This is a genomic window from Janthinobacterium sp. HH102 (genome assembly GCF_001758625.2).
GTDB lineage: Bacteria > Pseudomonadota > Gammaproteobacteria > Burkholderiales > Burkholderiaceae_D > Janthinobacterium.
This window is the reverse complement of the sequence record NZ_CP062062.1, coordinates 5,690,474-5,702,893: the sequence shown is the minus strand read 5'-3', so window position 1 is coordinate 5,702,893 and position 12,420 is coordinate 5,690,474. Positions and strand designations below refer to the sequence as shown.

Below are 12,420 nucleotides of genomic sequence, written 5' to 3'. Positions count from 1 at the left end.
CATTGCTGACGTATCTGCGCCCGCGCCGCGGGCTGGCGGCTGGCCTGGCCCGGGGAGTGTTGATTGATGGTGAGTATCCAAGTCCGGCTGACCCTGCTTTTTGTCGTGATCGTCACCTTGGTGCTGGGCATTTCCGGCAGCTATACCCAATATACCTTGAGCAAGGAACTCGAATCGGGCAGCGCGCGCCTGCGCAGCGGCGTGCTCACGCGCTTGCAGACCAGCTTGCCGTCCGCCCTGTGGGACCTCGACAAATCCAAGGTCGACAGCATCGTGGCGGCCGAAATGCTGCCGCCGGAACTGGTCGGCATCCGCGTCTATGACGCCTCGGTCGGTTTGTTCGCCGGCGAAGTGCGCGACGCGGCCGGCACGCTGGTGCCGCTTGAGGCGGACGTGGCCATGGGCGGCACGCCCGTCGAGGCGCCGCTGGTGTTCCGCGACGCCGTGGCGGCGGCCTCGGGCGGCAAGCCGGTGATCGTCGGCAAGGTCATCGTCAATTTCAGCCGCGCGCAGATCGATGCGGCCTTGCGCAGCGAAGTGCGGCGCAAGGTACTGGAAGTGTTGCTGCTTGACATCATCCTCGTGGGCGCCCTGGCGCTGAGCCTGCGCATCGTCTTCGACCCCCTGAAGCAGTTACGCGACGGCTTGTTCGACCTGGCCACGCGCGGCAGCGACGAGGTCGAAGAGCTGCCGGAAAGCCGGCGCGACGAACTGGGCGACGTGATCCGCGGCTTCAATGCCGTGCAGCGCAAGCTCAAGTCCATCATCGAAGGCAGCCGCGAGGCGGAAGACATGGCGCGCCGTTCGCAGCAGGCAACGGCGCAGGCCATGGACGAGCTGCGCCGCGCGCAGGAATCGTTGCTGCAGTCGGAACGCCTGGCCTCGCTGGGCAGCCTGGTGGCCGGTGTGGCGCATGAAATCAACACCCCGGTCGGCATCGCCCTGACCAGCGCTTCGGTGCTGAAGGAAGCCACCGATGACATCAGCGCGGCGGTGGCTGGCGGCAGCGTGAAGAAGACCGACATCGTGCGCTACCTGGAAACGGCCGGCGAAAGCGCGCGGCTGATCATGAACAATGCCTACCGCGCCGCGCATCTGATCCACAGCTTCAAGCAGATCGCCGTCGACCAGGTCAGCGAGGCGCGCCGTTTGTTTGAATTGCGCGACTATATCGGCGAAGTGATCTCGAGCCTGCAGCCAACCCTGAAAAAGACGCGCATCAGCATCGATATCGATTGCCCGCCTGACATCATGCTCGACAGCTATCCGGGTGCGCTGGCGCAGGTGCTGACCAACCTGGTCTTGAACTGCGTCGAGCACGCCTTCGATGCGGACACGGCGGGCAATATCCATATCGGCGTGCGCCGCGACGGCGACGCGATCGCCATGCAGGTGCGCGACAACGGCCGCGGCATCGCGCCCGACATGCTCGACCGCGTGTTCGATCCGTTTGTCACCACGCGGCGCGGGCAGGGCGGCACGGGACTGGGCTTGAATATCGTGTTCAACTTGATTGCCAAGCAGTTTGGCGGCACCATCACGGTCAGCAGCACCTTGGGACAGGGCGCGACGTTCCTGCTGCGCTTGCCCACGGTGACGCCGTTGCCGGAAAGCACCAGCAGCCAGGCATAGTCAAGGAGATGACATGGCACAGATAGAAAACAGTCAGCAAGTGGCGCTTTTGCGCGGGATCAATGTGGGGCGCGCCAAGCGCGTGGCCATGGCCGACCTGCGCAAGCTGCTGGGCGACCTCGGTTTTGCGCAGGTGCGTACGGTACTCAACAGCGGCAACGTCGTGTATGACGGGGGAGCGGTGGCGCCGGCCGAGGCCGCTGCCCGCATCGAGGAAGCGCTGGTGCTGAAACTGGGCGTGGCGGCCAGGGTGACGGTGCTGTCGGCCAGCCAGTTTGCCGAACTGGTCGAACAAAACACCCTGGCGCCGGCGACCGATGCGGCACGCCTGCTGACCTTGGTGCTGAACAATCCGGCCGACGTGCAGCGCCTGACGCCGCTCTTGCAGCAGTCGTGGCAGCCCGAAGCGCTGGCGCTGGGCCGCTGGGCCGCGTATGCCTGGTGTCCCGATGGCGTGCTGGCCAGCAAGGTGGTGGCGGCGCTGGGTGTGCTGCTGGGCGACGGCGTCACCTCGCGCAACTGGGCCACCATGCAGAAATTGCATGCGCTGCTGAACGGAGCGGATGCGGCAGCCATATCCTCATTTACCAAGGAGCACTGATGCCTTCCATTTCAGGGACATTCGACGTCACCATCCGTCCGGAAGCCTTGTCTGACACGGCCACGCAGTCGGGGCTGGGACGCTTGTCGCTAGCCAAGCGCTACCACGGCGCCCTCGACGCCAGCGCGCAGGGCGAGATGCTCAGCGCGCGTGCCAGCGTGACCGGTTCGGCAGGCTATGTGGCGCTGGAACGGGTGGAAGGCACTTTGGACGGGCGCCAAGGCAGTTTTTATTTGCAGCACAGCGGCAGCATGACGCGCGGCGCGCCCGCCTTGTCCGTGACGGTGGTGCCCGATACGGGCACGGGCCAGTTGCAAGGACTCACCGGCAGCCTGGCCATCCGCATCGAGGAGGGCAAGCATTATTATGATTTTACGTATGACATTGTTGAGACGCCATGAACTGGGATATCGTCAAGGGCGTCTTGATCGTGCTCGTCGCCATCAGCGCGGTGGTGACGGCCTTCGTGCTCATTTCCGCCTCGGGCCCGGACAAGGCGGGCTGCATCGCGCGCGCCCTGAAGTCCGGCATTCCGGTGGGGAATATCGAACGGGTCTGCCGCCTGCTCGATAAATGAGGACGCCATCAAAAAACATTCCGCACCAGGCGGAATGTTTTGCAGCAGCGCACTTGCCAGCGCAGGCGCCGTCAGTTGTCGAATTTTTCCTGTTTTTCGCCGTGCAGGCTCAAGGCCACCAGGCCCAATCCCACCAGCAGCATCGAGTACATGCTCGCTTCCGGCACGGCGGCCGGTACGCTGGTTTGCTGTGCGGTCGCGGCCGTCGTGGGCCTGGGCGGCGCCAGGGCCGCATGGCGCGCGCCACTGCTGCTCCAGTGCGGTGTCGCCGTCGCGGTGCTGCTGGCCAGCAGGCGTGCATACGGCAAGTCCGGCGTTTCCCAGCCAGGATTGTTATTCAAGCTGATGCTTTCATCGATCGTCACGCGTTCGCCGGCTTCCTGCTTGCCGGCCGTCGTGTCGCTGACTGCCGCCATGCTCCCCGTGCTGGCCGACAGCGCCAGCAAGGCCACGCATAACGGCTGATAGATTCTCATCGTGCTCTCCCTGTTGTTCACCGCGCGGCGCAGCCGAAACCGGCTAGCGCATGGACGGACAATTCGCCTGTAAGGGGGCGTATCATGATTTTTCTGCTGTTCTCCCATTACAGCATAGATCGTGACATTTTTGATACGCTTATTTCCTCTTTATTACGAATATTTGTCATTTTGATAGCGTAAGCATGATCGCTGCCGCACACTTTGCATAAGCACGCTATCGCCGAAAAACACTGTTGTTTTTTTGTGCGAATCGCCAGCAGGAAAACAATATATTGATTAGTATATTGTTTATCGCACGCTATTCAATATGACCGCCTGTGGGAGGGCACGATGGAGACAGTCGCAACACAACACGCCGAATACAACCTCGACGCCATGCGGGGTTCGGCCTACAAGGCCAGCTCGCTGCTCAAGGCCATGGGCAATGCCGACCGGTTGATGCTGCTGTGCCAGCTATCGCAGGGCGAGCATTGCGTCAGCGACCTCGAGCAAAAAGTGGGCATCGGCCAGCCGACCCTGTCGCAGCAGCTGGGCGTGCTGCGCGAAGAGATGCTGGTGGCCACGCGGCGCGACGGCAAGCAGATCTATTACCGCGTCGCCAGCGCGCCCGTGCTGGCCGTGCTGCAAGTACTGTACGCGCAATTTTGCGCGCCGCGCCCCACGTTCAACGACGAAGCCGACTGATCCTGCCATGACTATCGACTGGCAACACTTCACGCCATGGGCCGCGCTGGCCGGCGGCATGCTGATCGGCCTGGCGGCGGCACTATTGATCTTGTTCAATGGCCGCATCGCCGGCATCAGCGGCATCGTCGGCGGCTTGCTGCGCCCGCGCAGTGGCGACCTGGGCTGGCGCATCGCCTTTCTCGCCGGCCTGATCGGCACGCCCCTGCTGTGGCAGTTGTGGCGAGCCTTGCCGCCCGTGCAGATCGACGCCGGTACGCCGGCCCTGATCGCGGCGGGCTTGCTGGTGGGCGTGGGCGTGCGCTACGGCGCCGGCTGCACCAGCGGCCACGGCGTGTGCGGCCTGTCGCGTCTGTCACCGCGTTCATTGGCGGCCACGTGTGCCTTCATGGCGGCCGGTTTCCTCACCGTGTATCTGTTGCGCCATCTGTGAGCAAGCTTATGAGCAAGCTCATCCTTTCCCTGTTGAGTGGCCTCGTCTTTGGGCTGGGCCTGATCGTCTCCGGCATGGCCAACCCGGCCAAGGTGCTCGGTTTCCTCGACCTGGCCGGCGCCTGGGACCCATCGCTGGCGCTGGTGATGGGCGGCGCCATCGGCGTGGCCCTGCCCGCCTTCTGGCTGGCGCGGCGGCGCAGCAAGTCTTTGCTGGGCGACCCCATGCAATTGCCCGCGGCGCGGCGCATCGACCGGCGTTTGCTGCTGGGCAGCCTGGCCTTTGGCGCGGGCTGGGGCATCGCCGGTTTCTGTCCCGGTCCCGCCCTCGTGTCGTTGCTGGCCGGTCAGCCGAAGGCGTGGTTGTTTGTCGGCGCCATGCTGGCCGGCATGCTTCTCTTTGAAGTGCTGGAGCGCCGCAAGGCACCCGCGCCGGCCTGAGACGGTACAATCTGGCGCATCGCCACTCTGGATACTGCTTACATGAAGACCGTGATTTTCCGCGCCGGCGCGCGCGCCGCCCTGCTGTGCAGCGTGCTGGCGCTGTCCGCCTGCGGCGGCTTGCTGAAGAAGGAAGCGCCGCCCCCTCCCGCGCCCGTGGCCGACACCTTGCCCAATCCGCAAGTGCTGCTGCTCGGCGAAGTGCATGACAATGCGCAAGGCCATCGCCTGAGGGGCGCGGAATTGCAGCGCCGCCTGGCCGCCGGCTGGCGTCCCGTGATCGTCATGGAGCAGTTTGATCGCGAAAACCAGGCCTTGCTGACGCGCGCCGCGCGCGATTGCGCCGACCCCGATTGCATCATCCGCGTGATGGAACAGCCGCGCTGGGACTGGAGCTTGTACCGGCCCGTGCTGGACCTCGTCATCAGCTACCAGCTGACCCTGGTCGCCGGCAACCTGTCGCCGGCCGATGCCTCGCGCATCGTGCGCGACGGTATCCAGTGGTCCATGCCGCCCGCGATGGTCGCCACGTACCTGGCCGCGCCCGTGCCGGCCGATATTCTGGAAGGGCAAAAGAAGGAAGCCCAGGCGGCCCGCTGCAATATGCTGCCCGACATGATGATCAACGGTGTCGTCAACGCCCAGGTGGCGCGCGATATCTGGATGGCCAAGCTGATCCGCGACCAGGCGCCGCGCGACGTGGTGTTGATCGCCGGCAATGCGCATGTGCGCAAGGATATCGGCGTGCCCCGCTGGCTGAAGCTGGCCGACCCGCAACTGAACCTGCGCAGCATCGGCTACCTGGAACAGGGCGTCGCCGGCTACCAGGGCACGTTCGACTTGACGCAAACGATGCCGGCGCAGCCGCGCCCGGACTTGTGCGCCAAATTCAGGAAATAATCACTGCTGCACCCGCACCAGGGCGCTGACCCGGCTGGCCGTGTCGAGCAGTTTCGGCAGGCTGTGTTCCAGCAGATGCGCCACGGACGGCCCCGCCGTCTGGCCGCTGACGTTGATCGCCGCCACCACCTTGCCGGCCCGGTCGAACACGGGCGCGGCCAGGGCGATCAAGCCCTGTTCCAGCTCTTCCTGCACCAGGCACCAGCCCTGGCGCCGCACTTGCGCAATCTCTTCCATCAGGACCTCGATATCGACCTTGGTGGCCGGCGTGATCTTCAGCAGCGCCATCTTCGACAGCCGTTCGCGCAACGCGTCGGGCGCCAGGCCCGACAGCAACACTCTGCCCATCGAGGTGCAGTAGGCGGGCAGGCGGCTGCCGATGCCCAGGTTGATCGACATGGTGCGGTGCGCGGACAGGCGCACGACATACACGATGTCGTCGCCGTCGAGCACGGTGGCCGAGCACGACTGGCGCAAGGTCTGCATCAATTCTTCCAGCAGCGGCTGTGCCTGCGTCCACACGGGCAAGGATGACAGATAGGCGTAACCGAGGTCGAGCACCTTGGGCGTCAAACGGAACAGCCGCCCATCCGCTTCCACGTAACCGAGATGCAGCAAGGTGTGCAGGATGCGCCGCGCGCCCGCGCGCGTCAGCTGCGCCCGTTCCGCCACTTCGCTCAAGGTCTGCTGCGGCGCGTCCGCGCCAAAGCTGCGCAAGACGGCAAGGCCCCGCGCGAACGATTGCACATAGCTGTCGCCGGGACGCGGCGCGCCGTCGGCATCGGCGGTGTCGTCGGTGGAAAGAGAGGTGCTGCTGCGTGCGGTCATGGCATTTCCAATGGGGCAAGGTGGCAATTATAGCCATGGCGCTGGCGAAAACGGCAAATTGACAAGCGCCCCGATCAGGCATATTCTCACGAATAAGTTCTAAATACGAATATTTGTTCGTTATGCGAACAAATGGCTAATGAGTTTGATTGGGAGGAGACCGCAATGATCGACAAACTGCGTTCCAGCGTGCTTGATGCGCTGGCCGATATCCACGATGGCGCCACCGTCATGATTGGCGGCTTCGGCGGCGCGGGCCAGCCGGCCGAGCTGATCGACGGCTTGATCGCCCAAGGCGCGCGCGACCTCGTCATCGTCAACAACAATGCGGGCAATGGCGACACGGGCCTGGCCGCCCTGCTGAAAAACGGGCAAGTGCGCAAGATCATCTGCTCGTTCCCGCGCCAGGCCGATTCCCACGTCTTCGATGGGCTGTACCGCGCGGGCAAGCTGGAGCTGGAATTGGTGCCGCAGGGCAACCTGGCCGAACGCATCCGCGCCGCCGGCGCCGGCATCGGCGGCTTTTTTACGCCCACGGGCTACGGCACGGACTTGGCCAAGGGCAAGGAAACGCGCGAAATCGACGGGCGCATGTATGTGTTCGAGTCGCCGATCCACGCCGACTTCGCGCTGATCAAGGCGGAGCAGGGCGACCGCTGGGGCAACCTGACCTACCGCAAGACGGCGCGCAACTTCGGCCCCATCATGGCCATGGCCGCCAAGGTCAGCATTGCTTCCGTGCACGAGGTGCTTGACTTGGGCAGCATCGACCCCGAACACGTCATCACGCCGGGCCTGTTCGTGCAGCGCATCGTGCAAGTGCCGCGCACGGCCACCGGCCCCGCCGGCTTCAAAGCAGCCTGAGGAAAATCAACATGAATAAATGGAATCGAGACCAGATGGCGGCCCGTGTGGCGGCCGATATCAACGAAGGCGCCGTCGTGAACCTGGGCATCGGCTTGCCGACCCTGGTGGCGAACCACTTGCCGGCTGGCGCGGAGATCATCCTGCACAGCGAAAACGGCGTGATCGGCATGGGCCCCGCGCCCGCGCCGGGCGAGGAGGATTACGACCTGATCAACGCGGGCAAGCAGCCCGTCACCTTGCTGGCCGGCGGCAGCTATTTCCACCACGCCGACAGCTTCGCCATGATGCGCGGCGGCCACCTGGACATCTGCGTGCTGGGCGCTTTCCAGGTGTCCGCCACGGGCGACCTGGCCAACTGGCACACGGGCGCGCCCGACGCCATTCCCGCCGTGGGCGGAGCCATGGACCTGGCCATCGGCGCGAAAAAAACCTGGGTCATGATGGAATTGCTGACCAAGGGCGGTGAAAGCAAGCTGGTGCAGGCCTGCAGCTATCCGCTGACGGGCATCGGGTGCGTGAGCCGCATCTACAGCGACCTGGCCGTGTTCGACCTGGGACCCGCCGGCGCCACCGTCGTCGAACTGGCCGATGGCCTGCGTTTTGAGCAGCTGCAAGCGTTGACGCCGGTTTCACTGCTGGACGGACGTTAGCAAGCCAGCAATGTCGGCTTACGCGCTTGCGCACTAACCCGACCTACATTTCTTGGAGGAAAAAAATATGACTGCAGCGTTTATCTGCGATGCCCAGCGCACCCCATTCGGCCGCTACGGCGGCGGCCTGTCCGGCGTGCGCACCGACGACTTGGGCGCCGTGCCCATCCGCGCCTTGATGGCGCGCAACCCGAACGTGGACTGGACGGCCGTCACGGACGTGCTGTACGGCTGCGCCAACCAGGCGGGCGAGGACAATCGCAACGTGGCGCGTATGGCCGCCTTGCTGGCGGGATTGCCCGACAGCGTACCGGGCGCCACCCTGAACCGCCTGTGCGGCTCGGGCCTGGATGCCATCGGCAGCGCCGCCCGTTTCATCAAGAGCGGCGAAGCGGGCTTGCTGGTCGCCGGCGGCGTGGAAAGCATGAGCCGCGCGCCGTTCGTCATGGGCAAGGCGGACAGCGCCTTTTCGCGCGGCATGAAAATGGAAGACACGACCATCGGCTGGCGCTTCATCAACCCCTTGATGAAGGCGCAGTACGGCGTCGATTCGATGCCGGAGACGGCGGAAAACGTGGCGTCCGACTTCGGCATCAGCCGCGCTGACCAGGATGCGTTTGCCCTGGCCAGCCAGGTAAAAGCCCTGGCGGCGCAGCAGGCGGGCATGTTCGACAGCGAAATCTGTCCCGTCAGCATCGCGCAGAAGAAGGGCGAACCCGTCGTCGTCGCCCGCGACGAGCATCCGCGCGCCACCACCCTCGATACCTTGGCCAAGCTGAAACCCGTCGTGCGCGCGGACGGCACGATCACGGCCGGCAACGCGTCGGGCGTCAACGATGGCGCGGCGGCCCTGCTGCTGGCCGACGAGGCGAACGCGGCCCGCTTTGGCCTGACGCCGCGCGCCCGCGTGGTGGCCATGGCGACGGCCGGCGTGGCGCCCCGTATCATGGGCATCGGCCCCGCGCCCGCCACCCTGAAAGTGCTGGCCATGACGGGCTTGAGCCTGGCCGATTTCGACGTCATCGAATTGAACGAAGCATTTGCCGCCCAGGGCCTGGCCGTGCTGCGCCAGCTGGGTCTGCGCGACGACGATCCGCGCGTCAACCCGAACGGCGGCGCCATCGCCCTCGGTCACCCGCTGGGCGCGTCCGGTGCGCGCCTGGCCATGACGGCCGTCAACCAGCTGCACCGCACGGGCGGGCGCTATGCGCTCTGTACGATGTGCATCGGCGTGGGCCAGGGCATCGCGCTGGTGCTGGAACGGGTCTGATTCCATGCGGCCGCAGGCGAAAAATAGTTACCGGCGATACGTATTAACCCGTATGCCGGACGGCTTTTTGACCCTGATCAAGGGCGTATGATGCAAAACCAGCCCGGGCAACCCGGCTGGCGTTGGCTTTTTCACACGAACAAGAAGATTGATATGACATCCCACGATACTCCGCATGACGTTGCGCAGCTGACTTCCCAGCAGCGCATCAAGGCCATCATTGGCGCTTCTTCCGGTAACCTGGTCGAATGGTTCGACTTCTACATTTACTCGTTCTGCGCGCTGTATTTCTCGCACGCCTTCTTCCCTTCCGGTAACTCGACCACGCAGCTGCTGCAGACGGCCGGCATCTTTGCCGCCGGCTTCCTGATGCGCCCCGTGGGCGGCTGGCTGTTCGGCCGCATCGCCGACAAGTACGGCCGCCGCCAGTCGATGATGATTTCCGTGCTGATGATGTGCGGCGGCTCCTTGATGATCGCCGTCATGCCCACGTATGACACCATCGGCGCCTTCGCGCCGTTCCTGCTGCTCGTGGCGCGCCTGTTCCAGGGCCTGTCCGTGGGCGGCGAATACGGCACCAGCGCCACCTACATGAGCGAAGTGTCGGAATCGGGCAAGCGCGGCTTCTTCGCCTCGTTCCAGTACGTGACCCTGATCGGCGGCCAATTGCTGGCCTTGCTGGTGCTGGTGGTCTTGCAGCAACTGCTGACCCTGGAAGAATTGCGCGCCTGGGGCTGGCGCATCCCGTTCGTGTTTGGCGCCCTGGCGGCCCTCGTCTCGCTGAACCTGCGTAAATCCCTGACGGAAACGACCACCGCCAGCGAGCGCAAGGACAAGGACGCGGGCAGCCTGCGCGGTTTGCTCAAGCATAAGCGCGCCTTCATCACGGTACTCGGCTTTACGGCCGGCGGCTCGCTCGTGTTCTACACGTTTACCACCTACATGCAGAAATACCTGGTCAACACGGCCGGCATGGATACCAAGACGGCCAGCGCCGTCATGACCTGCGCGCTGTTGGTGTACATGATTCTGCAACCGGTGTTCGGCGCCTTGTCCGACCGCATCGGCCGCCGCACCTCGATGCTGTTCTTCGGCGGCCTGGCCACCCTGTGCGTGTTGCCGATCATGCATGCCTTGAAGGATATTTCCAGCCCGTACGCGGCGTTTGGCCTGATTATTATCGCGCTGGCCATCATCAGCTTCTACACGTCGATCAGCGGCCTGATCAAGGCGGAAATGTTCCCCGTCGAAGTGCGCGCGCTGGGCGTGGGCCTGTCGTATGCGGTCGCCAACGCGATGTTCGGCGGTTCGGCCGAGTACGTGGCGCTGCAGTTCAAGGCCTGGCACGTGGAAGAGTATTTCTATTGGTACGTGACCGTCATGTGCCTGATTTCCTTCATCGTCGCCATCCGCATGCCGGACCCGAGCCGCTCGGGACTGCTGAAGTAACGTTGTCGTAAAATGGGTGGCACTGCGTGGGGGACACTGCGGTGTCCCTTTTTCATCGCCGCCTTTTATCGTGCCGATCAGGAGTTTTCATGTCGTATGTCATTCCCGCACCTATCCAGCCCAGCGTTCCCGTCACGGGCAGCGTTGATACTTTCCCCGTCCACCGCATCTATTGCGTAGGCCGCAACTATGTCGAGCACGCCAAGGAAATGGGCCATACGGGCCGCGAGGCGCCGTTTTTCTTCATGAAGCCGGCTGACGCCGTGCTGCCCGTGCCCGCCGGCACGACGGGCGAGCTGCCGTATCCGGCGCAGACGCAGGATTTCCAGCACGAGATGGAGCTGGTGGTGGCCATCGGCAAGGGCGGCAGCGATATCGGCGTGGCCGATGCGCTGAGCCACGTGTGGGGTTATGCGATCGGCCTGGACATGACGCGCCGTGACGTGCAGGGCGCGGCGAAAAAACTGGGCCGTCCATGGGACACGGGCAAGGCCTTCGAACACTCGGCGCCCATCGGCCCCATCTCGCCGGCCGCGCAGGCAGGTGACGTCCAGCATGCCGCCATCACCCTGCACGTGAATGGCGAGCTGCGTCAAAGCAGCAGCATCGATATGCTGATCTGGAACGTGGCCGAAACCATCGCCGACCTGTCGACCTACTTCACCTTGCAACCGGGCGACCTGATCTACACGGGTACGCCGGCCGGCGTGGCGGCCGTGCAGCGCGGCGACGAGCTGGTGGGCGCCATCGATGGCCTGGGCGAACTGCGCGTGAAAGTGGTCTGAGCGGACAAGGAGGGCGGCATGATGAACGACACATATTCCGTAGCACAACCGACGCGCGCCGAGATCGACGCCCTGGCGGGGCCGGCCCTGCTGGAATTCGGCACGGGCTGGTGCGGCCACTGCCGCGCCACCGAGGCGCCGCTGGCCGCCGCGTTGGCGCAGCACCCCGGGGTAGCGCATATTCGCGTGGAAGACGGCCCCGGCCGCGCGCTGGGGCGCTCATTCCGCGTGAAACTGTGGCCGACCCTGATTTTCCTGAAAGATGGCCAGGAAGTGGCGCGCCTGGTGCGTCCGCTCGACAGCCGCGAGATCGAGCAGACTTTTGCATTGATCGATGCGTAGGTCAGTATAGGTGGGCGTAGGTCGGCGTAGGTCGGCTTAGCGCAGCGTAAGCCGACACCACCGTACATGCTCCATCACAACTTCTTGCCGCACCGCAGCACTGCGCGTATGATAAGCCGCTTACAGCAAGATCAACCGCATCCTTCGTGATGCAGCGCGATCATCGCCGGCCCGCTCCACCCGGAGGGGCCGCAGGCAAGGATTCACCACAAATGACCGATGCCGCGATGCCGACGCGCGGGTCTGGTACGGAATGCCTGGCGATACGCCGGGCCTGATACACGTCGCCCATCCCCTGACGCCTTTCCTGCCGTGCCCCGGGTAACCGGATGGCGCACGACCGTTGTTTCTCTAAATCAGCACTGATCACGGCGCGTTAGCGCGCGTTGGTACACCGTTGTCTGCCGTTAACAACGGCGTGTTGTGGCGTGGAATTTGTTTGCGAATTTAATAGCAATTTCGCAGCAAATACGCCCGCGCACA

General features: G+C 64.5%; 16 protein-coding genes. 14 read left to right on the top strand and 2 right to left on the bottom strand.

What is annotated here, in order from left to right; all coding sequences use genetic code 11:
- Positions 1–66 precede the first annotated feature (66 nt).
- The 4 genes from JAB4_RS25965 to JAB4_RS25950 are packed head-to-tail and all read left to right on the top strand — an operon-like array spanning position 67 to position 2,810.
- A complete protein-coding gene (locus JAB4_RS25965) occupies positions 67–1,632 on the top strand; it encodes a HAMP domain-containing sensor histidine kinase (RefSeq protein ID WP_070221002.1) in 1,566 nt (521 codons plus the stop codon).
- Positions 1,633–1,645: 13 nt separating this feature from the next.
- Positions 1,646–2,233: a DUF1697 domain-containing protein gene (locus JAB4_RS25960; RefSeq protein WP_070221000.1), complete on the top strand. Its 588-nt coding sequence runs from the start codon at positions 1,646–1,648 to the stop codon at positions 2,231–2,233.
- Entirely contained in the window at positions 2,233–2,634 is a 402-nt protein-coding gene (locus JAB4_RS25955) for a DUF3224 domain-containing protein (RefSeq protein WP_070220998.1), read from the top strand. Before JAB4_RS25960 ends, JAB4_RS25955 begins: the two co-directional genes overlap by 1 nt.
- Positions 2,631–2,810 (top strand): hypothetical protein, encoded by a 180-nt coding sequence (locus JAB4_RS25950; protein WP_070220996.1) that lies wholly within the window; start codon positions 2,631–2,633, stop codon positions 2,808–2,810. The genes JAB4_RS25955 and JAB4_RS25950 overlap by 4 nt, the downstream gene beginning before the upstream one ends.
- A gap of 71 nt (positions 2,811–2,881) precedes the next feature.
- Here JAB4_RS25950 and JAB4_RS25945 read toward each other — a convergent pair whose 3' ends face one another.
- Complete coding sequence (locus JAB4_RS25945) at positions 2,882–3,286, bottom strand: PEP-CTERM sorting domain-containing protein (RefSeq protein WP_139143763.1); 405 nt, start codon at positions 3,284–3,286, stop codon at positions 2,882–2,884.
- A gap of 333 nt (positions 3,287–3,619) precedes the next feature.
- Here JAB4_RS25945 and JAB4_RS25940 point away from each other — a divergent pair, with 333 nt between their 5' ends.
- The 4 genes from JAB4_RS25940 to JAB4_RS25925 are packed head-to-tail and all read left to right on the top strand — an operon-like array spanning position 3,620 to position 5,746.
- Positions 3,620–3,973 carry a metalloregulator ArsR/SmtB family transcription factor gene (locus JAB4_RS25940; protein WP_035822023.1) on the top strand — a complete coding sequence of 118 codons (354 nt, stop codon included), beginning with the start codon at positions 3,620–3,622 and terminating at the stop codon, positions 3,971–3,973.
- 7 nt (positions 3,974–3,980) lie between these two features.
- The gene (locus tag JAB4_RS25935; protein WP_070220992.1) at positions 3,981–4,406 is read left to right on the top strand and encodes a YeeE/YedE family protein; all 426 of its coding nucleotides are present in this window, start codon (positions 3,981–3,983) and stop codon (positions 4,404–4,406) included.
- Positions 4,407–4,414: 8 nt separating this feature from the next.
- The gene (locus tag JAB4_RS25930; RefSeq protein ID WP_070220990.1) at positions 4,415–4,846 is read left to right on the top strand and encodes a YeeE/YedE family protein; all 432 of its coding nucleotides are present in this window, start codon (positions 4,415–4,417) and stop codon (positions 4,844–4,846) included.
- A gap of 42 nt (positions 4,847–4,888) precedes the next feature.
- On the top strand, positions 4,889–5,746 hold the full coding sequence (locus JAB4_RS25925) for a ChaN family lipoprotein (protein ID WP_070220988.1): 858 nt from the start codon (positions 4,889–4,891) through the stop codon (positions 5,744–5,746).
- On the opposite strand, the gene JAB4_RS25920 is transcribed toward JAB4_RS25925, so the two are convergent.
- Positions 5,747–6,574: an IclR family transcriptional regulator C-terminal domain-containing protein gene (locus tag JAB4_RS25920; protein ID WP_083287340.1), complete on the bottom strand. Its 828-nt coding sequence runs from the start codon at positions 6,572–6,574 to the stop codon at positions 5,747–5,749.
- Between the two features lie 165 nt (positions 6,575–6,739).
- On the opposite strand from JAB4_RS25920, the gene JAB4_RS25915 reads away from it, so the two are divergent.
- The 6 genes from JAB4_RS25915 to JAB4_RS25890 all read left to right on the top strand — a co-directional run bounded on the left by JAB4_RS25915 (position 6,740) and on the right by JAB4_RS25890 (position 11,937).
- Entirely contained in the window at positions 6,740–7,438 is a 699-nt protein-coding gene (locus JAB4_RS25915; protein ID WP_070220986.1) for a 3-oxoacid CoA-transferase subunit A, read from the top strand.
- Between the two features lie 11 nt (positions 7,439–7,449).
- Complete coding sequence (locus JAB4_RS25910) at positions 7,450–8,091, top strand: 3-oxoacid CoA-transferase subunit B (RefSeq protein ID WP_070220984.1); 642 nt, start codon at positions 7,450–7,452, stop codon at positions 8,089–8,091.
- A gap of 67 nt (positions 8,092–8,158) precedes the next feature.
- On the top strand, positions 8,159–9,361 hold the full coding sequence (gene pcaF / locus JAB4_RS25905; protein ID WP_070220981.1) for a 3-oxoadipyl-CoA thiolase: 1,203 nt from the start codon (positions 8,159–8,161) through the stop codon (positions 9,359–9,361).
- Between the two features lie 153 nt (positions 9,362–9,514).
- On the top strand, positions 9,515–10,810 hold the full coding sequence (locus JAB4_RS25900; RefSeq protein WP_070221044.1) for an MFS family transporter: 1,296 nt from the start codon (positions 9,515–9,517) through the stop codon (positions 10,808–10,810).
- An 89-nt stretch (positions 10,811–10,899) separates the two neighbouring features.
- Positions 10,900–11,595 (top strand): fumarylacetoacetate hydrolase family protein, encoded by a 696-nt coding sequence (locus tag JAB4_RS25895; RefSeq protein ID WP_070220978.1) that lies wholly within the window; start codon positions 10,900–10,902, stop codon positions 11,593–11,595.
- Positions 11,596–11,613: 18 nt separating this feature from the next.
- On the top strand, positions 11,614–11,937 hold the full coding sequence (locus JAB4_RS25890; protein WP_139143762.1) for a thioredoxin family protein: 324 nt from the start codon (positions 11,614–11,616) through the stop codon (positions 11,935–11,937).
- The last annotated feature ends 483 nt before the right edge of the window (positions 11,938–12,420 follow it).